The following is a 24,223-nucleotide window of genomic DNA, read 5'->3' as shown; positions in this document are numbered from 1 at the left end:
CTTACTTCTCCTCGTTGGTGCGGGTGTGGGTGACGGCGGGCTCGTTTCCACCGAGCAGCAGGTACAGGACGGCCATCCGGATGGAGACGCCGTTCGCGACCTGCTCGACGACGGTGCAGCGCTCGGAGTCGGCGACCTCGGCGGTGATCTCCATGCCGCGGACCATCGGGCCGGGGTGCATCACGATGGCGTGCTCGGGCATCTTCGCCATGCGCTCGCCGTCGAGGCCGTAGCGCCGCGAGTACTCGCGCTCGGTCGGGAAGAAGGCGGCATTCATGCGCTCCCGCTGAACCCGGAGCATCATCACCGCGTCGGACTTCGGCAGGGTGCTGTCGAGGTCGTACGACACCTCGCAGGGCCAGGTCTCGACGCCGACCGGCACCAGGGTGGGCGGCGCGACGAGGGTGACCTCGGCGCCGAGCGTGTGCAGCAGGTCGACGTTGGAGCGGGCGACCCGGCTGTGCAGGACGTCGCCGACGATGGTGATCCGCTTGCCGGCCAGGTCCTGGCCGAGGCCGGCGTCCCGGCCGACCAGGCGGCGGCGCATGGTGAAGGCGTCCAGCAGGGCCTGCGTGGGGTGCTGGTGGGTGCCGTCACCGGCGTTGATGACGGCGGCGTCGATCCAGCCGGAGGTGGCCAGGCGGTAGGGGGCTCCGGAGGCGCCGTGCCGGATGACGACGGCGTCGACGCCCATCGCCTCCAGGGTCTGCGCGGTGTCCTTCAGGGACTCGCCCTTGGACACGCTGGAGCCCTTGGCGGAGAAGTTGATGACGTCCGCGGACAGCCGCTTCTCGGCGGCCTCGAAGGAGATCCGGGTCCGGGTGGAGTCCTCGAAGAAGAGGTTGACGATGGTGCGGCCGCGCAGGGTCGGCAGCTTCTTGATCGGCCGGTCGGCGACCCGGGCCATCTCCTCGGCGGTGTCGAGGATCAGGACGGCGTCGTCGCGGGTGAGGTCGGCGGCCGAGATGAGATGACGCTGCATCTGTCAGGCTCCGTAAGGCAATTCATCGGGATCCGGGGGTCTGGGAGATGCCCCCCAGAGGGCACAGTGGGGCAAACCGGTGCGTGTGTCGGCACGCCGAAGCGGCCGTACGCGCCCGACTTGCTACTGGTCGGCCGGCTTCACGCCGAGCAGCACGGTGTCGCGACCGTCCTCCTCGGCGAGCTGGACCTTGACCGTCTCCCGCAGCGACGTGGGGAGGTTCTTGCCGACGTAGTCGGCGCGGATGGGCAGTTCGCGGTGGCCGCGGTCGACCAGGACCGCGAGCTGCACCGCGCGCGGGCGCCCGATGTCGTTCAGGGCGTCGAGGGCGGCACGGATGGTGCGCCCGGAGAAGAGCACGTCGTCGACGAGGACGACCAGGCGGCCGTCGATGCCGTCACCGGGGATCTCGGTGCGGGCCAGCGCACGCGGCGGGTGCATGCGCAGGTCGTCGCGGTACATGGTGATGTCGAGCGAGCCGACGGGGACCTTGCGGTCGGTGATCTGCTCCAGCTTGGCGGCGAGCCGCTGGGCGAGGAAGACACCCCGGGTCGGAATGCCGAGGAGCACCACGTCGTCGGCGCCCTTGGCGCGCTCGACGATCTCGTGGGCGATACGGGTCAGCACCCGTGCGATGTCGGGGCCTTCGAGTACGGGCCGCGCATCGGATGCATGCGGGTTCGCGTGCGAGTCCATACGAAACGGACCTCCTTCTCCGCCTCACGGGACGGACCTTAAAGGACGTCGGATTTGCGCCATCCACGGTAGCAGGTCCGGAGCGGGCGTCGATCACCCACCTGGCGCAATCGGCCGGCACTGGCACGGAAGAGTCGGTGTGGACCGTTCGGCTTGACGCATGAGAGTCACGCTGCGTAACCTCACAGTGAGTTACCAGCCGCGCGGCGGGAAACCCAGCCGACCGCGTCGACACAGTGTCCGGGGAGCTATATGTCCAGCGAATACGCCAAACAGCTCGGGGCCAAGCTCCGGGCCATCCGCACCCAGCAGGGCCTTTCCCTCCACGGTGTCGAGGAGAAGTCCCAGGGGCGCTGGAAGGCCGTGGTGGTCGGTTCATATGAGCGCGGTGACCGCGCCGTGACCGTGCAGCGTCTCGCCGAGTTGGCCGATTTCTATGGCGTCCCGGTGCAGGAGCTCCTGCCGGGCACCACGCCGGGCGGCGCCGCCGAGCCGCCGCCGAAGCTGGTCCTGGACCTGGAGCGGCTGGCCACCGTGCCGGCCGAGAAGGCAGGCCCTCTGCAGCGCTACGCGGCGACCATCCAGTCCCAGCGCGGCGACTACAACGGCAAGGTGCTCTCGATCCGCCAGGACGACCTGCGCACCCTCGCCGTCATCTATGACCAGTCCCCCTCGGTCCTGACCGAGCAGCTGATCAGCTGGGGTGTCCTGGACGCGGACGCGCGCCGCGCGGTGGCCACCCACGAAGAGGCCTGACCGCCTGCAGCAGCTGAGCAGAAACGTGCCGCCGGGGTGGCCTGAACCGTACGGTTCGGGGCACCCCGGCGGCTTTTGTCCGTGTGCAGCTCCGCCGCGTGGGCGCGAACAGCCGCAGCGGGCCCGCACCCGCCCTCTCGCGACACTTCCACGGCGTGCAGGCAACAGAACGCCGGAGGGCCCGCAGCATGCGCTCGCTGCGGGCCCTCCGGCGTTTGTCGTACCGCTTATGCCTCGTCCCGGCGCAGCGTCGGCTTCAGCTCCTTGAGCCGGCCGAGCAGGCCGTTCACGAACGAGGGCGACTCGTCCGTGGAGAACTCCTTGGCGATCTGCACCATCTCGTCCAGGACGACGGCGTCCGGAGTCTCGTCCACCCAGATCAGCTCGTAGGCGCCGAGACGCAGGATGTTCCGGTCGACGACCGGCATCCGGTCGAGCGTCCAGCCCACCGCGTACTGGGAGATCAGCTCGTCGATGCGCCTCGCGTGCTCCGCGTAGCCCTCGACCAGCTGCATCGTGTACTCGCTCACCGGCGGCTGCCGGGTGTCGGACCGGGACAGCCGGATCCAGTCCGCGAGGACCGTCAGGACGTCGGCGCCGCGCTGGTCGCCCTCGAAGAGGATCTGGAAGGCGCGCTTGCGGGCCGTGTTGCGGGCAGCCACGGTTAGCTGTTCACCCGGCCGAGGTAGTCGCTCGTACGGGTGTCGACCTTGATCTTCTCACCGGTGGTGATGAAGAGGGGGACCTGGATCTGGTGGCCGGTCTCCAGGGTGGCGGGCTTGGTGCCACCGGTGGAGCGGTCGCCCTGGACGCCCGGCTCGGTCTCCTGGATGACGAGCTCCACGGCGGCCGGGAGCTCGACGAAGAGCACCTCGCCCTCGTGCTGCGCGACGGTGGCGGTGAAGCCCTCGATGAGGAAGTTGGCGGCGTCGCCGACGGCCTTGCGGTCGACCATCAGCTGGTCGTAGGTCTCCATGTCCATGAAGACGAAGTAGTCGCCGTCCATGTACGAGAACTGCATGTCGCGCTTGTCGACAGTGGCCGTCTCGACCTTGACGCCGGCGTTGAAGGTCTTGTCGACGACCTTGCCGGAGAGCACGTTCTTGAGCTTGGTGCGCACGAAGGCCGGGCCCTTGCCGGGCTTGACGTGCTGGAACTCGACGACGGACCAGAGCTGGCCGCCTTCGAGCTTGAGCACCATGCCGTTCTTGAGGTCGTTCGTGGAAGCCACGGTTGCGGAATCTCCTGGACTGACGTACGACCCCGGGGCACGCGCGCAGCGCGAGGCTAGAGCGCGAGCAGCTCCTTGGTCGTGATGGTGAGTAGCTCGGGTCCGCCGTCCGCCTCAGGGCGTACGACGAGCGTGTCATCGATCCGGACGCCGCCCCGGCCCGGGAGGTGGACCCCCGGTTCGACGGTGACCGGCACGCAAGCGTCCAGTTTACCCATGGACGCAGGGGCCAGCTGCGGGTCCTCGTCGATTTCGAGTCCGACGCCGTGTCCCGTCAGCAGTGGCAGAGCCTCAGCATAGCCTGCGGAGCCCAGCACCTGGCGTGCGGCACGGTCGACCTCGCGGTAGGCGGCGCCGGGCGCCAGGGACTCGCGTCCGGCTCGCTGGGCTGCGAAAACCAGCTCGTACAGCTCGATCTGCCAGTCGGCGGGCGAGGTGCCGATGACGAAGGTGCGGCCGATCTCGCAGCGGTAGCCGCGGTAGGTGGCGCCCAGGCAGACGGAGAGGAAGTCGCCCTCCTCCACGCGGCGGTCGGTGGGCCGGTGGCCGCGGCGGCCGGAGTTGGGGCCGGTGGCGACCGAGGTCGCGAACGCGGGCCCGTCGGCGCCGTGGTCGACCAGGCGCCGCTCCAGCTCCAGCGCGAGGTGCCGTTCCGTGCGGCCGACCAGGATGGACTCCAGCAGCTCACCGAGGGCCTGGTCGGCGATCTCGGCGCCGATGCGCAGGCAGGAGATCTCCTCCTCGTCCTTGACGACCCTGAGCTGCTCGACGGCTCCGCCGAGGTCGGCGAGGCGCAGCTTGGGGGCGACGGAGGACAGGGCCCGGTGGCGGGCGACGGTGAGGTGGTGTTCCTCCACCGCGAGGGATTCGGCGCCCTGTACTGCGACGAGGCCGGCTGCCGTGGCCGCGGGGTCGCCGCCCGGCGAGGGCAGGACATGCACGGTCAGCGCCTCGTCGGGACGGCCCTCGGTCGGCCGGTCGTCCAGCGGGCCGGCACAGACCAGCAGGTCCTCGTTCTTGCCCAGCAGCAGCACGGAGCCCTGTGGGGCTGCACCGGCGAGATAGCGCACGTTGGCAGGGCGCGAGATGAGCGCTGCTGCGGTGCCGGCCGCGTTGCAGCGTTCCCTGAGCTGGGCTCGGCGGGTCGCGTACACCTCTGACATGAGATGATCGTAGGAGTTTTGTCCGGCTTGCGCTGGTTGATGGGGGCCGAGTGGGGTGGGTTCGGTGGTGTTTCCGGGTGTGGGCCGGTGGGGGTCGACCGCGCCCACGCGGCGGAGCCGCACGTCGATGCAGCCCCGCGCCCCTCGGGGCGGGACCGGTCGCCCCTCGCCTACCAGCTAGGAGGGCTCGCGATGGCCCTGGTCAGGACGTCGTCCAGCACTTGGGCCGTGCCGGGGACGTCCAGCTGGGAGTTGTCGATGATCGGGAGGCCCGAGCCGTACCAGCCGGCCATGCGGCCGTGGATGCGGGCCACCTCCTCGTCGGTGAGGCGGCGGTTGCCGGTGCGCTCGGCGTTGCGCTCCAGGACGATGTCGAGGCCCGGGAGGAGGACGACCGGGAGCAGGCCGGGGCCGACATGCCGCTTCCAGCCACCGAGGCCCACGACGGGGCGGTCCGGGAAGACGGCGTCGTCGAGGATGCAGGAGATGCCGTTGGCCAGGAAGTTCCGGGCGGCGAAGCCACAGGTGCGGCGGGCCAGGCGGTACTGGGCCTCGGAGTTGTCGTTCCACCCGGACTGCGGGTTCGCGTAGCCCGCGCGGACCCATTCGCGTACGTCGTCCAGGCTGATGTGGGCGGTGGGCACCCGGCGGTGGTCCGCCCAGTACTTGGCCACGCTCGTCTTGCCCGCGCCCGCGGGACCGATCAGCAGGACCGCCAGGGTGGTGGTCGTCGGGTCCGGGACGGCGGCCGCGGCCGGTGGCGCGGTGGGCACACCGACCGGACCGCCGGGCGGCAGCGGTACATGACCGGTCGTGTCGGGCGGCGGGGCGGGGGCGTGCTGCGGAGGCACGGGCAGGGGGGCGGACGGGGGTACGGATCCCGGTCCGACTCCGGGGTAGCCGGGTGGCGGCGGGGGCACGGGTGCGGGACCCTGTGGGGCTCCCGCGTGGTGTGCGGCCGACGCCCAGCCGGTGTGCGGTCCCTGCCCCGGCTGGTGGGGCGGCGGCAGCGGAGACCCCACTGCGTGCTGCATCCGTTGCCACTCCGTCTCGTACACACATTTGGCGCTGGCAGGCGGGTACGGAGCCCGCTCCCTAGCGAACGGTACCGCCCCCGGTCGTCGTTTGGTGAAACGACCGGGGGCGGTCCGAAGTGCCCGGCCCGGAAGGGGAATCGGGCGGAAGGGAGCAGCAGGGGACTTACCGGACCACTTCCTACTGGCCCACTTCTCCGTAGGCGGCGAGGAGGACGGCCGGGTCCGGGCCCTCCAGCACGGTCGGCTTCGCCAGCCCGTCCAGGACGATGAAGCGCAGCAGGTCACCGCGGGACTTCTTGTCGACCTTCATCGCCTCCAGCAGCTTGGGCCACTGGTCGTAGCGGTAGTGCAGCGGCAGGCCGACCGACTCGAGGACGGTGCGGTGACGGTCCGCCGTCGCGTCGTCCAACCGGCCCGCCAGACGGCCCAGTTCGGCGGCGAAGTGCATGCCGACCGCGACCGCCGCGCCGTGCCGCCACTTGTAGCGCTCGTTCTTCTCGATCGCGTGGCCGAGCGTGTGGCCGTAGTTCAGGATCTCCCGGAGCCCGGATTCCTTCAGGTCGGAGGAGACGACGTCCGCCTTGACCCGGATCGAACGCTCGATCAGCTCGGCCGTGTGCGGGCCGGCCGGAGTGCGGGCGGCCTCGGGGTCGACCTCGATGAGGTCGAGGATCACCGGGTCGGCGATGAAGCCGGCCTTGATGATCTCCGCGAGCCCGGAGACGTAGTCGTTGACCGGGAGGGAGTCCAGCGCGGCCAGGTCGCACAGAACGCCGGCCGGCGGGTGGAACGCGCCCACCAGGTTCTTGCCCTCGGCGGTGTTGATGCCGGTCTTGCCGCCGACCGCCGCGTCCACCATGGCCAGCACGGTGGTCGGGACGGCGATCCAGCGCACCCCGCGCAGCCAGGTCGCGGCCACGAACCCGGCGAGGTCCGTGGTGGCGCCGCCGCCGACGCCGACGATGACGTCGGTGCGGGTGAAGCCGGACTGGCCCAGCGCCTTCCAGCAGTAGGCGGCGACCTCGGCGGTCTTGGCCTCCTCCGCGTTGGGCACCTGGATGGCGACGGCCTCGTAGCCCTGCTCGGCCAGGTCGGCGCGCAGAGCGTCGCCGGTCTCGGCGAGCGCCTCGGGATGGATCACCGCGACGCGCTTGGCCCTCGGACCGATCAACCCGGCCAGCTCGCCCAGGAGTTGCCGGCCGACCAGCACCTCGTACGGGTCGGTGCCCGCGGTGCCGGCGACCTGGATCCGGGTGACTGCCTCGCTCATGCTTCCTTCAACTCCAGTGCGTCCAGCGCTGCTTGGGTGACCTCTTCGGGGGTACGGCCCTCGGTCGGCACGACCGCGGTGGCGACCTCCTCGTACAGGTGACGGCGGGCCTCCATCAGCTCGCGCCACTGCTTGCGCGGGTTGACCGCGAGCAGCGGGCGGGCCGCGTTCAGGCCGGTGCGCTTGACCGCCTCCTCCACGTCCATGGAGAGGTAGACCACCCGGTGCCCGGCGAGCAGCGCTCGTGTGTCCGCGTCGAGGATCGCCCCGCCGCCGAGCGCGAGGACGCCCTCGTGCTCGGCGAGCGCGGTGCGCACCGCACACTTCTCGATCGCGCGGAAGGCGGACTCGCCGTCGTCCACGAAGATCTCGGCGATGGTCCGGCCCTCGGCGGCGACGATGTCGTCGTCGGTGTCCCGGTAGACGACCCCGAGCCGCTCGGCCAGCAGCTGCCCGACGGTGGACTTGCCCACGCCCATCGGGCCGACCAGTACGACCGCAGGCACGGCGGTCACCGGATGGCGAGGTGGTCGAGGTACGACTGCACGTTCCGCCGCGTCTCGGGGACGGAGTCGCCGCCGAACTTCTCCGCGACGGCGTCTGCCAGGACGAGCGCCACCATGGCCTCGGCGACGATGCCGGCGGCCGGGACCGCGCACACGTCGGAGCGCTGGTGGTGGGCCTGGGTGGCCTCGCCGGTGGAGACGTCGACGGTCTGCAGGGCCCGGGGCACGGTCGCGATCGGCTTCATCGCGGCGCGCACACGCAGCAGCTCGCCGGTGCTCAGGCCGCCCTCGGTGCCGCCGGAGCGCCCGCTGGACCGCTTGATGCCCTCGGGGGTGCTGACGATCTCGTCGTGCGCCCTGGAGCCGGGCACCCGGGCCAGCTCGAAGCCGTCGCCGACCTCGACGCCCTTGATCGCCTGGATGCCCATGAGGGCGGCGGCGAGCCGGGCGTCCAGCCTGCGGTCCCAGTGCACGTGCGAGCCCAGGCCGACCGGGACGCCGTAGGCGAGCACCTCGACCACGCCGCCGAGCGTGTCGCCGTCCTTGTGGGCCTGGTCGATCTCCGCGACCATCGCCTTCGACGCGTCGGCGTCAAGGCAACGCACCGGGTCGGCGTCCAGCTTCTCGACGTCGGCCGGGGTCGGGTAGACGCCGTACGGGGCCTTGGCGGAGGCCAGCTCGACGACGTGGGAGACGATCTCGATGCCGGCCGTCTCCTTCAGGTAGGAGCGGGCGACGGCGCCGAGCGCCACGCGCGCGGCGGTCTCGCGGGCGGAGGCGCGCTCCAGGATCGGCCGGGCCTCGTCGAAGCCGTACTTCTGCATGCCGGCGAGGTCGGCGTGGCCGGGCCGCGGGCGGGTCAGCGGCGCGTTGCGGGCGAGGCCGTCGAGGATCTCGGGGTCGACGGGGTCGGCCGCCATGACCTGCTCCCACTTGGGCCACTCGGTGTTGCCCACCATGACCGCGATCGGGGAGCCGAGGGTGAGGCCGTGCCGGACGCCACCCAGGAAGGTGACCTCGTCACGCTCGAACTTCATCCGCGCACCGCGGCCATAGCCGAGCCGCCGCCGTGCCAGGTGGTCCGCCACCATCTCCGTGGTGATCGGCACGCCGGCGGGAAGCCCCTCCAGCGTCGCGACAAGTGCGGGACCGTGGGACTCCCCCGCGGTCAGCCAACGCAGCCTGCTCAACGGTGCTCCTCAGTGTTCGCGCCCGGTACTGCCCTGGGTACGCGCGTCCTCGCGTACGGCGACGGCGCCACCGGGTGCGCGACCCCGGTCCGCCACCTCCGATCATCCCACGTCCGGGGGCGGTATCCGGCCGCTGGTCCAGCAGGCGGGACGCAGCGGCGGAACGGAAGCAGCCGTTCAGCGCGCGGCGAGCGCCTTCTCGCCTGCGTGCCGCATGGCCTCCAGGGGGGCCGGGGAGCGGCCGGTCATCTGCTCGACCTGGAGAACGGCCTGGTGGACCAGCAGGTCGAGGCCGCTGACCACGGCGCCGCCGAACATGGACCAGCGGGCCGCCAGGTCGGTGGGCCAGGGGTCGTAGAGCACGTCGAAGAGGGTGGCGGGGCGCTCGGGTACGGCGGTGGCGAGGGCGTCGGTGGTGCCGGCCGGGGTGGTGGCGATCACCAGGGGCGCCTTCAGGGCCTCCTGCGCGTCGTCCCAGTCCGCCGTACGGACGTCCACGTCGAGCCGCTCGCCCCACTGGCGCATCTCGGCGGCACGGGCCTCGCTGCGGACGTAGGCGACGACCTCACCGGTGCAGATCCGGGCGAGCGCGGCCAGCGCCGAGGAGGCGGTGGCGCCGGCGCCGAGGATCGCCGCGGAGTCGACCTGCTCGATGCCGTGCTCGCGCAACGCGGCCACCATGCCCGGGATGTCGGTGTTGTCGCCGATGCGGCGGCCGTCCTCGGTGAAGACCACGGTGTTGACGGCGTCGACCGACGCTGCCGTCTCGCTGATCTCGTCCAGCAGCGGGATGACCGCCCGCTTCAGCGGCATGGTCAGCGACAGCCCCGCCCACTCCGGCCCGAGCTTCTCGATGAAGCCGGGCAGGGTGGCCTCGTCGATCTCGAAGCGGCCGTACGACCAGTCGGTGAGTCCTAGTGCATCGTAGGCCGCCCGGTGCAGCACCGGGGAGAGGGAGTGGGCGATGGGCGAACCGAGCACAGCAGCCCGGCGGGCGTCAGTTGCCCGAGGAGGCATTGAACTTTTCCTTGAGCTTTTCGAATTCGTCGTTGGTCTTGGCGAATTCGGTGTTGTTCACACCGTCGGTCGCCACGAAATACATCCAGCCCTCGTGCGTCGGATTCAGTGCCGCCTTCATGGCGTCCTCACCGGGGTTGCCGATAGGACCGGGCGGAAGGCCCTTGTGGGTGTACGTGTTGTACGGGCTCTGGTTGCTGTTGATCTCCTTCTCGGAGATGTGGATGTTGCTCGTGCCCTTGAGGTAGTTGTACGTCGAGTCGAACTGGAGCAGCTGGTTCGTCTCGGTGTTGGTGGGCTTGAGGCGGTTGTAGACCACTTCCGCCATCTTGCGGAAATCGTCGTGCGTCTTGCCCTCGGCCTGGACCAGGCTCATGACCGTGATGAGCTGGAACGCGTTGTTCAGGCCCAGCGCCTTCGCCTTCGACGGCAGGTCGTAGGCGGCGTACCTCTCCTTGGCCTGGGTGACCATCTGCTTCAGGATCGTGTCGGGCTTCATGCCCTTCGCGGCCGCATAGGTTCCCGGGAACAGGAAGCCCTCCAGCGGGTCCTGGACTTCACTGCTGCTCTGCGCCCAGCTCGGCAGACCGAACTTCTTGTATTCCTGCTTGGCGAGCTTCCGGGTGGTGCCGGTGGACAGTTGGAGTTTCTTGTCGATCGCCGCGTAGACACCGGCGTTGCGCTCGCCGGGCGTGACGATCACATTGTTCTGGCTCTTCGGGTCGAGCATCAGCTGCACGGCGCTGGCGGCGGACATCTGCTTCTCCAGCGTATAGACGCCTTCCTGGAGCCCCTTGCCCTTGGGGTTCGCCTGCAGCGCGGAGACGAACGCGTCCGCGCTCTCGACGACGCCCGCCTCCCTCAGCTTCGCACCGATCTCCCAGCCGCCGGCGCCCTTCGGGATGGTGACCGTGACCTGTTCGCCGTTGCCGCTGCCCGCGTAGTCCGGGGCCGGGCCGAAACGATTTTGGTAGTACTTGTAGCCGAAGTAGCCGACCGTGCCGAGGCCGCCGCCGAAGACCAGAACGACCACCATGCAGGCGCAGCCGGTGCGCCGTTTCTTGCTCTTGACCGGTTTCTTGCCGCGCCGTTCGCCACGGCCGGACCGGCTGTCCGCCTCGTCGTCGACATCGTCGTCATCGCCGCCTCCGGCGAAGAAGGCATGCTCGCCCTGGTCCTCGCCCGGGTCCCAGCCGGTCTCGGGGTCCGGCTCCGGTTTCGACTCGGGACGCCTGCGGCTGGGCGGCACCGGCGGCGGGTAGGCGTCCTCGGTGCCGTAGAAATCGGGAGCTTCCCCGCCATAGGCCGCGGACTGCTGGCCGTACGGGTCGCCGGGGTCGGGCGTGTAGGGCACCTGGCCGCGCGTGCCGGACGCGTCCCAACCACCCTGGTGCTGGTACTGCTGCGGTGTCTGCACCGCGTACTGCTGGTCCTGACCGGTGTACTGCTGGCCGTACTGCTGCTGCCCCTGCTCGTTGTAGTACTGGTGCTGCTGCTGGTCGTACCCGGACTGCTGCCCCTGGGTCCAGTCGCCGTACTGCGGCTGCGGGTACTGCTGCTGTGGCTGGCCGCCGTAGGGGGACTGCTGGCCGACGTGGGCCTGCTGTCCTCCCCATCCGCCGTCCCCGTACAACGGGTCCTCCGGATGCCACGGTTCGGAGCCAGGGCCCCGGCCATACTCAGTCATCGATCCCCTAGAGCCGCGAGGCCGACGGTCGCATGGCCGGTGGACCGGCTCCCGTTCCGCCTCTTGCTGTGCGGCGGCTGTTCGAACACCGCCGCATCGCGCGGAACGTTACCGTATCGCGATCAGATGACCACTTCGACGCCCTCGCCGGGTGCTTTACCTGACACCCGTTCGGATTCCAGGGCCTGCTGCAGGATGATGACGGCTGCTGCCTGGTCGATGACGGCCCGGCCCTTCTTGGATTTCACCCCCGAGGCGCGCAGTCCCTGACTGGCCGTCACGGTCGTCATCCGCTCGTCGACCAGCCGGACCGGAACGGGCTCGATGCCCTTGGCGAGCTCCTGGACGAAGGCGCGTACCTTCTGCGCGGCCGGGCCCTCGCCCCCCTTGAGGGAGCGAGGGAGTCCGACGACGACCTCGATCGGTTCGTACTCCTCCACCAGCTGCCTGAGCCGGCGGTGGGCTGCCGGGATGTCCCGGCCGGGGACGGTCTCCACCGGAGTGGCGAGGATCCCATCGGGGTCGCACGAGGCGACCCCGATCCGGGCATCCCCGACGTCGATCGAGAGTCGGCGTCCTCTGCGCATTTCCGACCGTTTCCTTACTTCACTGTCACTTGGCGGTCTCGGTGACGAGTCGCTCGACGGCCTCCACGGCCTCGCCGACGGCAGCCGGGTTCTGGCCGCCGCCCTGGGCGACGTCCGGCTTGCCGCCACCGCCGCCGCCGAGCGTCTTGGCGGCGGTACGGACCAGGTCACCGGCCTTGAGACCGCGCTCGCGGGCGGCCTCGTTGGTGGCGATGACGGTCAGCGGCTTGCCGTTGTTGACCGTGAACAGGGCGACCACGGCGGCCCGGCCGCCCTGGATGCGGCCGCGCACGTCGAGGACCAGCTTGCGCAGGTCGTCCGGCGTGGTGCCGTCCGGGACCCGGCCGGTGACGACGGCGACACCGCGGACGTCCTTGGCGGACTCGACGAGACCGGCGGCGGCCTGCAGCACCTTCTCGGCGCGGAACTTCTCGATCTCCTTCTCGGCGTCCTTCAGCTTGCCGAGCATCGAGGAGATCTTCTCCGGCAGCTCCTCCGGGCGCCCCTTGAGCAGCTCGGTCAGCTGGTGGACGACCGTGTGCTCGCGGGCGAGGAAGTTGTAGGCGTCGACGCCGACCAGCGCCTCGATACGGCGGACACCGGAGCCGATGGAGGACTCGCCGAGCAGCTTCACCAGGCCCAGCTGGGCGGTGTTGTGCACGTGCGTGCCGCCGCACAGCTCCTTGGAGAAGTCGCCGATGGTCACGACGCGGACGCGCTCGCCGTACTTCTCGCCGAACTCGGCGATGGCACCCTGCTTCTTGGCCTCGTCGATGCCCATGACCTCGGCGTGCACGTCGAGGTCGCGGGCGAGCACCTCGTTGATCTTCTGCTCTACGTCGGTCATCACGGCCGTCGGAACGGCGGACGGGGAGCCGAAGTCGAAGCGGAAGCGGCCGGGCTGGTTCTCGGAACCGGCCTGGGCGGCCGTCGGGCCGAGGGCGTCGCGCAGAGCCTGGTGGGTCAGGTGGGTGGCCGAGTGGGCGCGGGCGATGGCCTTGCGACGGCGGGCGTCGATGGAGGCGTGGGCCTTGGCGCCGACCGTGACCTCGCCGACCTGGACGACGCCCTTGTGGACGTACACGCCCGGGACCGGCTTCTGGCAGTCGCGGATCTCGATCACGGCACCGGAGTCGACCTTGATCCGGCCGGTGTCGCCGATCTGGCCGCCGCCCTCGGCGTAGAACGGGGTGCGGTCGAGAACGACCTCGACCTCGTCGCCCTCGGTGGCGGCCGGGGAGGAGACGCCGTCGACCATGAGGCCGACGATCGTGGTCTCGCCCTCGGTGTCGCCGTAGCCGATGAAGTCGGTCTCGCCGGCGGAGTCGGCGATCTCGCGGTAGGCGCCCATGTCGGCGTGGCCGGTCTTCTTGGCCTGGGCGTCGGCCTTGGCGCGCTCCCGCTGCTCCTTCATCAGGCGGCGGAAGCCCTCCTCGTCCACGGACAGCCCCTGCTCGGCGGCCATCTCGAGGGTGAGGTCGATCGGGAAGCCCCAGGTGTCGTGGAGCAGGAACGCCTTGTCGCCGGGCAGGGTCGTGGAGCCGGACTGCTTGGTCTCGGTGACGGCGGTGTCGAGGATGTTGGTGCCGGCCTTCAGCGTCTTCAGGAAGGCGTTCTCCTCGGCGAGGGCGACCTTCTCGATGCGCTCGCGGTCGGTGACCAGCTCCGGGTACTGCCGGCCCATCATCCGGATGACGGTGTCGACCAGGTCGAGCACGACCGGACCGGTGGCGCCCAGCAGACGCATGTTGCGGATGGCGCGGCGCATGATGCGGCGCAGGACGTAGCCGCGGCCCTCGTTGCCGGGGGTGACGCCGTCGCCGATGAGCATCGTGGCCGTGCGCATGTGGTCGGTGACCACGCGGAGGGACACGTCCGAGCCGTGGGCGTCGCCATAGCGCACACCGGTCAGCTCGGTGGCCTTGTCGATGACGGCCATGGAGGTGTCGATCTCGTACATGTTCTGCACGCCCTGCAGAATCATGGCGAGACGCTCCAGGCCGAGGCCGGTGTCGATGTTCTTGCTCGGCAGGTCCCCGAGGATCTCGAAGTTGTCCTTGCCGATGCCCTCGCCACGCTCGTACTGCATGAAGACGAGGTTCCAGATCTCCACGTACCGCTCGTCGTTGACGGCGGGGCCGCCCTCGACGCCGAACTCGGGGCCGCGGTCGTAGTTGATCTCGGAGCAGGGGCCGCACGGGCCGGGGACGCCCATGGACCAGTAGTTGTCCTTCATGCCGAGGCGCTGGATGCGCTCCTTCGGCACGCCGACGACCTCGTGCCAGATGCGCTCGGCCTCGTCGTCGTCCTTGTAGACGGTGATCCACAGACGGTCGGGCTCCAGGCCGTAACCGCCCTTGTCCTGGGGCGTGGTGAGCAGCTCCCAGGCGTACTTGATGGCGCCTTCCTTGAAGTAGTCACCGAAGGAGAAGTTGCCGCACATCTGGAAGAACGTGCCGTGGCGCGTGGTCTTGCCGACCTCTTCGATGTCGGGTGTGCGCACGCACTTCTGCACGCTGGTGGCGCGCGGGAACGGCGGCTTGACCTCACCCAGGAAGTAGGGCTTGAAGGGCACCATGCCGGCGGGGACGAGGAGCAGAGTCGGGTCGTCCGCGATGAGCGACGCCGAAGGGACGACGGTGTGCCCGCGCTCCTCGAAGAAGCTCAGCCAGCGGCGGCGAATCTCGGCCGACTCCATCAGTGGTCCTCATTCCGGTTGTACGAGTGCATCGGGGCTTCGATGTACTTCGGGTTGCTGCGGTTGTCGCTGTTCTCGAGGGCGGTGTACTGCCGAGGTGCGGGGAGTTCGGGGTTCTCCTGGATACCCAGCACCTCCTCCAGCTCGGCCTCCCGCTGCGCCATGTTGTCGCGGACGTCGAGCGCGAAGCCGACCGCGCGGTCCTTCAGGCGTTGACCGGTCTCCAAGGCCTTGTTGGCCGCGGTCGCAGCGAGGTTCTCGGGCGTCAGCTGCTTCAGCTTGCGGTTGACCTTGGTGGTGGCCCACACACCGGCGGCGACACCCGTGGTGAACCAGAACGTACGGCGGAACATCGCTCGGTCAGTCCTTCTTTCCCCGGTTGCTCCGCTTACGGGCCGCCGGGACCGTGCGGCCCACGATCACGGTACGCCTGGGCTCCTTGGCGGGCACGTTCTCCTTGCGGCCGCCGATCGCCCGGCGCACGCCGTAGCCGAAGGCCGCGACCTTGACCAGCGGGCCGCCGAAGGTGGAGGCGACGGTGGTCGAGAGCGCGGAGGCGTTCGACGTGACCTCCTGGACGTCGGAGGCGATCGCGTCGACCCGGTCGATCTGGGTCTGCGCGGAGCGCACGGCTGCGGAGGCGTCGGCGAGCAGCGGGACGGCCTGGTCGGTCACGTCCGCCACGAGCTTGGTGGTCGCCTTGAGCGTCTGGGCCAGCCTCGCCAGTGCGACGGCGAGGAAGGAGACCAGGATCGCCCAGAAGACGGCCACCAGGATCCCGGCCACCTCTCCACCGGACACTGTGCGCACCCGCTCCCTGAAACGTGCTCTGAACATCGGAACCATGAATAAGCAGTGCACCGAGCCTATCGCGCCACGGGTGGGACTCCGTACCGGATTACGGTCGGCGGACGGCGGAGTTGCGGGAAGCGATTGTACGGAATGAACACGGTTCAGTACGCTCCGTGTCCCATGCGAGGTCCTCACCGCCCCGGCCCCTCCACGGACGGCTATCCACCCCTTGAACTCACCGCCTTCGTCGGGCGCTCGGCCGAACTCGCCGCGCTGGCCGAGGCGATGGCGGCGGCCCGGCTGGTGACGGTGACCGGTGTCGGCGGCGTGGGCAAGTCCCGGCTGGCCGCACGGGCGGCGGCCCCCGCGGCGGCCCGGTCGGCGCGGCGCGCCTCGGCGAGGGTCGAGCTGGCGCCGGTTCGGGATCCGCAGTTCGTGGAGTACGCGGTCGTGGAGGCGCTGGGGCTGACCGACCACACCACCCGGTTACCCCGGGAGACCCTGCTCGACCGGCTCGGCGGCCGCCGATTCCTGTTGGTACTGGACGGGTTCGAGCATCTGGTGGCGGCCTGCGCCGACCTGGTGTCCGAGCTGCTGCGCAGACTGCCGGAGCTGCGGGTGCTGGCCGTGGGGCGGCGTCCGCTGGGGCTGACCGGCGAGCGGCTCTTCCCGCTGGCCCCGCTCGCCGAGGACGAGGCGGTCGAGCTGTTCACGGACCGGGCCCGGCAGCACGGGCCGGAGACGGGCGACTGCCCGGTGGTGCGGGAGCTGTGCCGCCGGCTGGAGGGGATCCCGCTGGCCCTGGAGCTGGCCGCGGGGCGGCTGCGGGCGCTGTCCCCCGCGCAGTTGCTGGAGCGGCTGGACGACCGGTTCCGGCTGCTGACCGGCGGCGGCCGGGACGCTCTCCCCCGCCATCAGACGCTGCGTACGGCGATCGGCTGGAGCCATGAGCTGTGCACACCGGCCGAGCGGCTGCTGTGGGCGCGGCTCTCGGTGTTCGCGCAGACCTTCGATCTGGAGGCGGCCGAATACGTGTGCAGCGGGGACGGACTGGACGCCGAGGACGTCCTGGACGTGCTGACGGAGCTGCTCGCGCAGTCGGTCCTCTCCCGCGAGGAGACCCCGACGGGCCCCCGCTACCTGATGCTGGACACGGTCCGGGCCTACGGCGCCGACTGGCTGGAGGCGACGGGGGACGCGGTACGGCTGCGGCGGCGGCACCGCGACTGGTACCTGGGCCTTGCGACCTGGTGCGAGCTGGAGTGGTTCTCACCCCGGCAGTGCGAGGTGGCCGCGCGGGTCGAGGTCGAGCTGCCGAACCTGCGCACCGCCCTGGAGTTCTGTCTGACCGAGCCGGACGAGGCGCATCTGGGGCAGTACATGGCGGGCTCGTTGTGGTTCTGCTGGGCGGGCTGCGGGCGGCTGTCGGAGGGGCGGCGCTGGCTGGAGCGCAGCGTGGAGCTGGACTCGGAGTACGAGCAGTCCCGGCTGAAGGCGCTGTGGGTGCTCGGCTATGTGGCGATCCTGCAGGGTGACACCGTGCCGGCGCTGGCCGCGCTGCGGGAGTGCCGGGTGCAGGCGGAGCGGGTCGCGGACGTGACGGCGGTGGCGTACGCGGAGCACCGCACCGGCTGTCTGGCCCTGGTCACGGATGACATGGCGCGCGCAGAAACGCTGCTGCGCTCGGCCCTCGACCGCTACCAGGAGATCGGCGAGCTGAACAGCAACGTGCTGATGGCCCAGGTGGAGCTGGCGATGGCGCGGGCGTTCCAGGGGGACCTGGCGGACGCCGTGCGGTTGTGCGAGGACGTGCGCCGGGTGTGCGAGGACCACGGGGAGCGCTGGGCGCGGTCGTACGCGCTGTACGTGCTGGCCTACGCGGCCTGGCGGGACGGGGATCCGGCCGGCGCGCGCGAGCTGCTCGCGGACTGTCTGGACAACGCGCACGCCTTCCACGATCTGCTGGGCTCGGTGCTGTCCGTGGAGCTGCTCGCCCTGGTGACGGCGGCCCAGGGCGACCCGGCGGAGGCGGCGGTCCTGCAGGGCGCCGCGGGCCGGATGTGGCCGTCGGTGGGGCTGCCGCTGTTCGGCTCCGCCTACTACAACGCCCCGCACGAGCTGTGCGAGGCGACGGCCCGGCAGGCGCTCGGCGACGAGCGGTACGAGGAGTGCGTGCGCGAGGGGGCGGAGCTGGACCGGGACGCGGCCGTGGCACGGGCGCTGGGGGGCGGCGGTGTGCGGCCGCTGGAGGCGCTGCCGGCGCCGCGCGGGCCGGTGTCGCAGGCCCTCGGGGACACCGGGAAACGCGAACCCGCCGCCTCGCCCACCCGGAAGGGTGGGGAGACGGCGGGCTGAAGTGCTACGCCGGGGCTGGGATCAGCGGGCGTAGTACTCGACGACGAGCTGCTCGTCGCAGATCACCGGGATCTCCTTGCGGTTCGGCTCGCGGTCCAGGCGGAACGCCAGGGCCTTGAGGTTCACCTGCAGGTAGCGCGGGGTCTCACCGTCGGGGGCGAAGCCACCCTCGCGGGCGATCTGGAAGAGCGTCTTGTCCTTGGAGCGGTCGCGGACCTGCACGACGTCGTCCGGACGGACACGGAAGGACGGCTTGTCGACCTTCTGGCCGTTGACCTGGATGTGGCCGTGGACGACCATCTGGCGGGCCTGGTAGATCGTGCGGGCGATGCCCGAACGCAGGACCAGCGCGTCGAGACGGCGCTCCAGCTCGACGATCAGGGCCTCACCGGTCTTGCCCTGGACCTTGGACGCACGCTCGTAGGCGCGGACCAGCTGGCGCTCGGAGATGTCGTACTGAGCGCGCAGGCGCTGCTTCTCGAGCAGACGGACCTTGTAGTCCGAGTTCTGCTTGCGGCCGCGGCCGTGCTCGCCCGGCGGGTAGGGGCGGGCCTCGAAGTACTTGACGGCCTTCGGGGTCAGCGCGATGCCGAGGGCACGCGACTTCTTGACCTTGGGGCGGGACTGGTTCGCCACTGTCTTTTGTCTCTTTCCTAGTTTTCGGCTTGTCAGCGTTGAGGGAGGTCGCATCCGCAGCCGGGGAATCCCGCCGGGTCCGTATCGGACCTGCCGGGCAGCCGTTCCCCTGGTCTGGGCACATACGTGCAGCACGCGAGTGGCCCACCGACCTCTCCCGGGATCCGGGTGGTGGTGGGCTGCCCGCGACACCGTTCGACGGTGCGCGACGCTCCTGGAGTCAGTCCCGAGGGACTGGGTCTCCGGCTGGCTGTCCCGCTCTGACTGCGCGGGACTCAGCACTTCGAGGAATTCTACAGGGCGCTCAGGACCGCTTGCGACCGAGGTGCATGCGGGTCCATTCGACGGCGTCCGCGTACCGGGCCTCGGCTCCGTGCCGGGTCGGTGTGTAGTACTCGCGGTCCTTGAGGGCGTCCGGGGCGTACTGCTGCTCGGCGATGCCCTCGGGCAGGTCGTGCGGGTACACGTACCCCTGCGCGTGGCCGAGCTTGGCCGCGCCCTTGTAGTGCCCGTCGCGCAGGTGCGGCGGGACGGCTCCGGCCAGGCCCTTGCGTACGTCCTCCATGGCGGCGCCGATCGCGGTGGTCGCAGCGTTGGACTTGGGGGCGAGCGCGAGGGCGATGGTGGCGTGGCTGAGAGTGAGGGCGGCCTCGGGGAAGCCGATCATGGCGACGGCCTGGGCGGCGGCCACCGCGATGGGCAGCGCGTTGGGGTCGGCCAGGCCGATGTCCTCGCTGGCGGAGATCATCAGGCGGCGGGCGATGAAGCGGGGGTCCTCGCCGGCCTCGATCATGCGGGCCAGGTAGTGCAGGGCGGCGTCGACGTCGGAGCCGCGGATCGACTTGATGAGGGCGCTGGCGACGTCGTAGTGCTGGTCGCCGTCGCGGTCGTACTTCACCGCGGCCCGGTCGACGGTCTGCTCCAGGATCTGGAGGCTGATCTCCGTCTCGCCCTGGTCGAGGGCGGCCCCGGCGGCGGCCTCCAGGGCGGTCAGGGCGCGCCGGGCGTCGCCGCCGGCGATGCGCAGGAGGTGGTCCTCGGTGTCCTCGGGCAGGGAGACGGCCGCCTTGAGGCCGCGGTCGTCGGTCAGCGCCCGCTTCAGGAGTCCGCGGATGTCGTCGTCGGTGAGGGGTTCGAGGGTGAGGAGGAGGGAGCGGGACAGCAGCGGGGAGATCACCGAGAAGTACGGGTTCTCCGTGGTCGCGGCGATCAGGGTCACCCAGCGGTTCTCGACCGCGGGGAGCAGGGAGTCCTGCTGCGCCTTGCTGAAGCGGTGGATCTCGTCCAGGAAGAGGACGGTCTCCTTGCCGAAGCCGCCGATGGCGCGGCGGGCTCCGTCGATGACCGCGCGGACCTCCTTGACGCCCGCGGTGATCGCGGACAGCTCCACGAACCGCTTGTTCGTCGCCTTGGAGACGACGTAGGCGAGGGTCGTCTTGCCGATGCCGGGCGGGCCCCAGAGGATCACCGAGGAGGGTCCGGCCGGGCCGCCGTTGCCCTCGCCGACCAGTCTGCGCAGCGGGGATCCCGGCTTGAGCAGGTGCTGCTGGCCCACCACCTCGTCGAGGGTGCGCGGGCGCATGCGGACCGCCAGGGGGCTGCCGGCCGGGTCCTTCTCCTGGCGTTCCTCTGCTGCGGCGGTGAACAGGTCGGCTTCCACGCTGGAAACCCTATGTCACGCCACTGACAACGCGGTCCGGGACGTCACCTGGTCCAGAAGTCCCACCAGCGGGTCAGGACCAGCATGCCGATGATCCCGACGTGCAGGACCGGCACGACCCAGGTGAACTCGCCGAAGAAGGACTTCAGCCGGCGCGGCGACGGCAGGAAGTCGTTGCGGATGTTGAACGAGGTGACGTACCAGAACATGGTGATCGTGGCGACCCAGGCCAGCGAGCACCACAGGCACAGCGCGTTGATCCGGTACAGGGACTGGAACTGCAGCCAGGTGCAGAAGGCGACGCCGAAGAGCGTGCCGAAGTTGAAGGTCAGCCAGTACCAGCGCGGGAAGCGGGCGCGGGCCAGCAGGCTCATGCCGACGCAGATGACGATGCCGTAGCAGACCAGGCCGAGCATCGGGTTGGGGAAGCCGAAGGCGGCTGCCTGCTTGCTCTCCATGACGCTGCCGCAGGAGACGACCGGGTTGAGGCTGCACCCGGGGGTGAACGTCTTGCCCTCGACCTTGGCTTCCAGCAGCTTGAACTTGTCGATCGTGATGACCCAGGCGGCGAGCAGTCCGGCGGCACCGGTGATCACCAGCAGCAGGGCGAAGGCGCGACTGCCGCCCACCGTGCGGGGTGCGTCGACGGCACGCTCGGGCCCGGGCTCCGTGGAGACGTCCTTGACTGTCGTCTTGCTCATCACGCCGATTCCGTCACTTGAGAGTTGGACCATCTTCGGGCATCGGTCATTGTGCCGCACGCACCTGGGTGCGCACCGTTCGCTCCGCATAAGCATGTACGTATGACCGGTCCCGTCCGTTCGGTTCCGGACAGCACCCGTACCCCGACGACGGCAAAGGCGCCGGACGCCCCCCCAGGGGCATCCGGCGCCCACGCGCGCGGGTGCGGCTAGCCGAGCCGCGACCGCAGCTCGGCCACGATGTCGTTCACGCCGACCGCCGTCTGCTCGCCGGACTCCATGTCCTTGAGCTGGACGACGCCCTCGGCGAGGTCGCGCTCGCCGGCGACGATCGCGTAGCGGGCCCCGCTGCGGTTGGCGTTCTTCATGGCGCCCTTCAGGCCCTTGCCGCCGTAGGAGAAGTCCGTGGCGACACCGGCCTTGCGCAGCTCGGTGACCTTCGCGAACAGGACCCGGCGGGCCTCCTCGCCGAGCGGCACCGCGTAGACGCTGGTCGCGGACGGGATGTCCAGCTCGACGCCCTCGGCCTCCAGGGCGAGGACCGTGCGGTCGACGCCGAGGGCCCAGCCGACGGACGGCAGCGCGGGGCCGCCGATCATCTCGGACAGGCCGTCGTAGCGGCCGCCGCCACCCACCGCGGACTGGGAGCCCAGACCGTCGTGCACGAACTCGAAGGTGGTGCGGGTGTAGTAGTCCAGGCCACGGACCAGCTTCGGGTCGTCCTCGAAGGACACACCCGCCGCGGAGATCAGCTCGCGGACCTCCTCGTGGTACGCCTTGCACGCGTCGCACAGGTAGTCGCGCAGGAGCGGGGCGCCGCCCAGCTGCTTCTGGACCGACTCCCGCTTGTCGTCGAGCACGCGCAGCGGGTTGATCTCGGTGCGGCGCTGCGTGTCCTCGTCGAGGTCCAGGCCGCGCAGGAAGTCCTGCAGCGCGGCCCGGTAGACCGGACGGCACTCCTTGTCGCCCAGGCTGTTCAGCAGGATGCGGAAGTTGCTGAGGCCCAGGGAGCGGTACGCCTGGTCGGCGAGGATGATCAGCTCGGCGTCCAGCGCCGGGTCCTCGGCGCCGATCGCCTCGGCGCCGACCTGGGAGAAGTGGCGGTAGCGGCCCGCCTGCGGCTGCTCGTAGCGGTAGTACGAGCCCGAGTACCAGAGCTTGACCGGCAGGTTGCCCTGACGGTGCAGGTTGGCCTCAAGGGCGGCGCGCAGGACAGAAGCAGTTCCCTCGGGGCGCAGCGCGAGCTTGTCGCCGCCCTTGGTCTCGAAGGCGTACATCTCCTTGCTGACGATGTCGGTCGACTCGCCGACGCCTCGAGCGAACAGCTCCACGTTCTCGAAGCCGGGTGTCTCGACGTAGCCGTACCCGGAGTTGCGCAGCGGGGTCGCGATCGCCTCGCGCACCGCGAGGAACTTCGCGGAACGCGGCGGAATCAGGTCGTACGTGCCCTTGGGGGCCTGAAAGGTGCTCACGGAAGCTCTCTCGTCACATTCCTCGTCGGGGAGCCTGGAAGGTTCCCTGGCCGGCCGCCACCTGCCGCAGATAGGGGTTGGTGGCGCGCTCCTGGCCGATGGTCGTCTGGGGGCCGTGACCGGACAGCACCACGGTGGAGTCCTCGAGCGGCAGGCACACGCGGGCCAGCGAGTCGAGCATGTCCTCCATGGAGCCACCCGGCAGATCGGTGCGTCCGATGGAGCCGGCGAACAGCAGATCCCCGGAGAAGAAGACCGAGGGGATGTCCGCGGTCTCGGGCATCTGGAAGGTCACCGACCCCCTGGTATGGCCCGGTGCGTGCGCGACGGAGAGCTCCATCCCGGCGAGCGCGAGCCTCGCGCCGTCGGTCAGCTCCTTGACGTCGTCCGGCTCCCCCACGGTCAGCTCGCCCATCAGCGGCATGCCGACGGACCGGCCGATCCCCTTCTCGGGGTCGCTCAGCATGTACCGGTCCTCGGGGTGGATCCAGGCCGGTACGTCGTGCGCGCCGCACACGGGGACGACCGAGGCCACATGATCGATGTGGCCATGGGTGAGGACGACGGCGACGGGCTTGAGCCGATGCTTCTTCAGCGCTTCCTCGACGCCCTGGGCGGCCTGATGGCCCGGGTCGATGATCACGCACTCCTCACCGGCGGCGGGGGCGACGAGATAACAGTTCGTCCCCCAGGCCCCGGCGGGGAACCCGGCAATGAGCACGATCGTCCTTCGTTGTGTCGATACGGGAGGGCTTACGGGCGCCAGCCCGTGGCCCAGAGCCTACCGGCGCTGCCGTTTCCTCAGCGAACCCATATACGGTACGGGGCTACACGCAGCTGTCGGCTCACAGGTCGCACGCGTACCGGTCGACACACGACACGCATGAGGAGAGAACCCGGTGGTCAGCCAGGAGCAGCGGCGGCGTCAGCTCGCCCGGGAGAAGTTCTTGCGGCAGCAGCAGCGACGCACCAGCGCGCGGCGCAAGGCGAATATGCGCAACTCCGTGATCGCGTCGGTGCTGGGCGTGGTCGTGATCGGCAGTGTCGCGCTGTACACGACCGGCGTCCTCAAGAACGACGACGACAAGAAGACCAACGCGAGCGCCGACGTCACGCCGAGCGCCCCGCCGACCAAGAAGGCGCCGGACCCCTGCGCGAAGCCGGCCGCGGGCTCCATCGGGAAGGAGACCTGGAAGAAGGAGCCGGCGATGTCGATCGACACGTCGGCGAAGTACACGATGAAGCTCGCGACGACGTGCGGTGACATCGGCATCGCGCTGAAGACGTCGGCCGCGCCGCACACCGTGAACTCGTTCGACTTCCTGGCGGGCAAGGGGTTCTTCGACCACACCAAGTGCCACCGCCTGACCACGAACGGCATCTACGTGCTGCAGTGCGGCGACCCGACGGGCGTCGGCAGCGGCGGCCCGGGCTACACGATCCCGGACGAGAACCTGAAGGACGCGAGCCTGAAGGGCAACAAGTACCCGGCGGGCACGGTGGCGATGGCCAACACCGGCCAGAAGCACACCGGCGGCAGCCAGTTCTTCCTCGTCTACAAGGACAGCCCGCTGCCGCCGAGCTACACGCCGTTCGGCACGATCGACGCGGCGGGCCTGAAGGTGCTGGACAAGATCGCGGCCGCGGGCGAGAACACGGGTGCCGGTGACGGCGCCCCGAACGCTACGGTCGTGATCAACAAGGCGACGGTCACCAAGTCCTGACGCCGAACCGGCGCTCAACACGGCCAACTGCGGAATTTCGGTCGCGCTGGATGCGGACAGGCA

The 24,223-nt window shown here is 70.3% G+C and carries 23 protein-coding genes; 3 read left to right on the top strand and 20 right to left on the bottom strand.

Annotation, left to right across the window (positions count from 1 at the left end; genetic code table 11):
* Position 1 precedes the first annotated feature (1 nt).
* Positions 2–982: an aspartate carbamoyltransferase catalytic subunit gene (locus tag ACIRVH_RS13160; protein WP_097255769.1), complete on the bottom strand. Its 981-nt coding sequence runs from the start codon at positions 980–982 to the stop codon at positions 2–4.
* Positions 983–1,105: 123 nt separating this feature from the next.
* The gene (gene pyrR / locus ACIRVH_RS13155) at positions 1,106–1,678 is read right to left on the bottom strand and encodes a bifunctional pyr operon transcriptional regulator/uracil phosphoribosyltransferase PyrR (protein ID WP_386574878.1); all 573 of its coding nucleotides are present in this window, start codon (positions 1,676–1,678) and stop codon (positions 1,106–1,108) included.
* Positions 1,679–1,930: 252 nt separating this feature from the next.
* Between pyrR and bldD the strand changes: the two genes are divergently transcribed.
* Positions 1,931–2,434 carry a transcriptional regulator BldD gene (bldD, locus tag ACIRVH_RS13150; RefSeq protein WP_014671524.1) on the top strand — a complete coding sequence of 168 codons (504 nt, stop codon included), beginning with the start codon at positions 1,931–1,933 and terminating at the stop codon, positions 2,432–2,434.
* 227 nt (positions 2,435–2,661) lie between these two features.
* On the opposite strand, the gene nusB is transcribed toward bldD, so the two are convergent.
* From nusB to ACIRVH_RS13085, 13 genes are all read right to left on the bottom strand, one after another.
* On the bottom strand, positions 2,662–3,096 hold the full coding sequence (nusB, locus tag ACIRVH_RS13145) for a transcription antitermination factor NusB (protein WP_403951713.1): 435 nt from the start codon (positions 3,094–3,096) through the stop codon (positions 2,662–2,664).
* Between the two features lie 2 nt (positions 3,097–3,098).
* Complete coding sequence (gene efp / locus ACIRVH_RS13140; protein ID WP_030048852.1) at positions 3,099–3,665, bottom strand: elongation factor P; 567 nt, start codon at positions 3,663–3,665, stop codon at positions 3,099–3,101.
* Between the two features lie 56 nt (positions 3,666–3,721).
* Positions 3,722–4,828 (bottom strand): aminopeptidase P family protein, encoded by a 1,107-nt coding sequence (locus ACIRVH_RS13135; RefSeq protein WP_403951710.1) that lies wholly within the window; start codon positions 4,826–4,828, stop codon positions 3,722–3,724.
* Positions 4,829–4,998: 170 nt separating this feature from the next.
* On the bottom strand, positions 4,999–5,862 hold the full coding sequence (locus tag ACIRVH_RS13130) for a Pro-rich N-terminal domain-containing protein (protein ID WP_403951708.1): 864 nt from the start codon (positions 5,860–5,862) through the stop codon (positions 4,999–5,001).
* A gap of 181 nt (positions 5,863–6,043) precedes the next feature.
* Positions 6,044–7,135, bottom strand: coding sequence for a 3-dehydroquinate synthase (gene aroB, locus ACIRVH_RS13125; protein WP_403951705.1), 1,092 nt, complete (start codon positions 7,133–7,135; stop codon positions 6,044–6,046).
* Positions 7,132–7,614, bottom strand: coding sequence for a shikimate kinase (locus ACIRVH_RS13120; RefSeq protein ID WP_403951995.1), 483 nt, complete (start codon positions 7,612–7,614; stop codon positions 7,132–7,134). The genes aroB and ACIRVH_RS13120 overlap by 4 nt, the downstream gene beginning before the upstream one ends.
* Before the next feature lie 32 nt (positions 7,615–7,646).
* Positions 7,647–8,831, bottom strand: coding sequence for a chorismate synthase (gene aroC, locus ACIRVH_RS13115; protein WP_403951702.1), 1,185 nt, complete (start codon positions 8,829–8,831; stop codon positions 7,647–7,649).
* A 177-nt stretch (positions 8,832–9,008) separates the two neighbouring features.
* The gene (locus ACIRVH_RS13110) at positions 9,009–9,848 is read right to left on the bottom strand and encodes a shikimate dehydrogenase (protein ID WP_403951700.1); all 840 of its coding nucleotides are present in this window, start codon (positions 9,846–9,848) and stop codon (positions 9,009–9,011) included.
* On the bottom strand, positions 9,829–11,535 hold the full coding sequence (gene mltG, locus ACIRVH_RS13105) for an endolytic transglycosylase MltG (RefSeq protein ID WP_403951698.1): 1,707 nt from the start codon (positions 11,533–11,535) through the stop codon (positions 9,829–9,831). The genes ACIRVH_RS13110 and mltG overlap by 20 nt, the downstream gene beginning before the upstream one ends.
* A 122-nt stretch (positions 11,536–11,657) precedes the next feature.
* On the bottom strand, positions 11,658–12,122 hold the full coding sequence (gene ruvX, locus ACIRVH_RS13100) for a Holliday junction resolvase RuvX (RefSeq protein WP_403951696.1): 465 nt from the start codon (positions 12,120–12,122) through the stop codon (positions 11,658–11,660).
* Positions 12,123–12,147: 25 nt separating this feature from the next.
* The gene (gene alaS, locus ACIRVH_RS13095) at positions 12,148–14,820 is read right to left on the bottom strand and encodes an alanine--tRNA ligase (protein ID WP_403951695.1); all 2,673 of its coding nucleotides are present in this window, start codon (positions 14,818–14,820) and stop codon (positions 12,148–12,150) included.
* The gene (locus ACIRVH_RS13090) at positions 14,820–15,173 is read right to left on the bottom strand and encodes a hypothetical protein (RefSeq protein ID WP_403951692.1); all 354 of its coding nucleotides are present in this window, start codon (positions 15,171–15,173) and stop codon (positions 14,820–14,822) included. The genes alaS and ACIRVH_RS13090 overlap by 1 nt, the downstream gene beginning before the upstream one ends.
* 7 nt (positions 15,174–15,180) lie before the next feature.
* Positions 15,181–15,621 (bottom strand): DUF948 domain-containing protein, encoded by a 441-nt coding sequence (locus ACIRVH_RS13085; RefSeq protein WP_094220724.1) that lies wholly within the window; start codon positions 15,619–15,621, stop codon positions 15,181–15,183.
* A 171-nt stretch (positions 15,622–15,792) separates the two neighbouring features.
* Here ACIRVH_RS13085 and ACIRVH_RS13080 point away from each other — a divergent pair, with 171 nt between their 5' ends.
* Positions 15,793–17,967: an ATP-binding protein gene (locus tag ACIRVH_RS13080; protein ID WP_403951689.1), complete on the top strand. Its 2,175-nt coding sequence runs from the start codon at positions 15,793–15,795 to the stop codon at positions 17,965–17,967.
* 21 nt (positions 17,968–17,988) lie between these two features.
* Here the strand turns inward: ACIRVH_RS13080 and rpsD are convergent, their stop codons facing one another.
* The 5 genes from rpsD to ACIRVH_RS13055 all read right to left on the bottom strand — a co-directional run bounded on the left by rpsD (position 17,989) and on the right by ACIRVH_RS13055 (position 23,157).
* Entirely contained in the window at positions 17,989–18,603 is a 615-nt protein-coding gene (rpsD, locus tag ACIRVH_RS13075; RefSeq protein WP_020938857.1) for a 30S ribosomal protein S4, read from the bottom strand.
* Positions 18,604–18,907: 304 nt separating this feature from the next.
* A complete protein-coding gene (locus ACIRVH_RS13070) occupies positions 18,908–20,263 on the bottom strand; it encodes a replication-associated recombination protein A (protein WP_403951686.1) in 1,356 nt (451 codons plus the stop codon).
* Positions 20,264–20,307: 44 nt separating this feature from the next.
* On the bottom strand, positions 20,308–20,964 hold the full coding sequence (locus tag ACIRVH_RS13065; RefSeq protein ID WP_403951684.1) for a vitamin K epoxide reductase family protein: 657 nt from the start codon (positions 20,962–20,964) through the stop codon (positions 20,308–20,310).
* Between the two features lie 209 nt (positions 20,965–21,173).
* A complete protein-coding gene (hisS, locus tag ACIRVH_RS13060) occupies positions 21,174–22,436 on the bottom strand; it encodes a histidine--tRNA ligase (RefSeq protein ID WP_403951681.1) in 1,263 nt (420 codons plus the stop codon).
* A 13-nt stretch (positions 22,437–22,449) separates the two neighbouring features.
* The gene (locus ACIRVH_RS13055; protein ID WP_403951678.1) at positions 22,450–23,157 is read right to left on the bottom strand and encodes an MBL fold metallo-hydrolase; all 708 of its coding nucleotides are present in this window, start codon (positions 23,155–23,157) and stop codon (positions 22,450–22,452) included.
* A gap of 178 nt (positions 23,158–23,335) precedes the next feature.
* Between ACIRVH_RS13055 and ACIRVH_RS13050 the strand changes: the two genes are divergently transcribed.
* Positions 23,336–24,160, top strand: a complete 825-nt coding sequence (locus tag ACIRVH_RS13050) for a peptidylprolyl isomerase (RefSeq protein WP_403951675.1) — start codon at positions 23,336–23,338, stop codon at positions 24,158–24,160.
* The last annotated feature ends 63 nt before the right edge of the window (positions 24,161–24,223 follow it).

It is taken from the genome of Streptomyces sp. NPDC101165, from assembly GCF_044768135.1.
Classification (GTDB): domain Bacteria; phylum Actinomycetota; class Actinomycetes; order Streptomycetales; family Streptomycetaceae; genus Streptomyces.
Note: the sequence above shows the minus strand (reverse complement) of the source record. Positions and strands in the feature narration are given on the sequence as shown.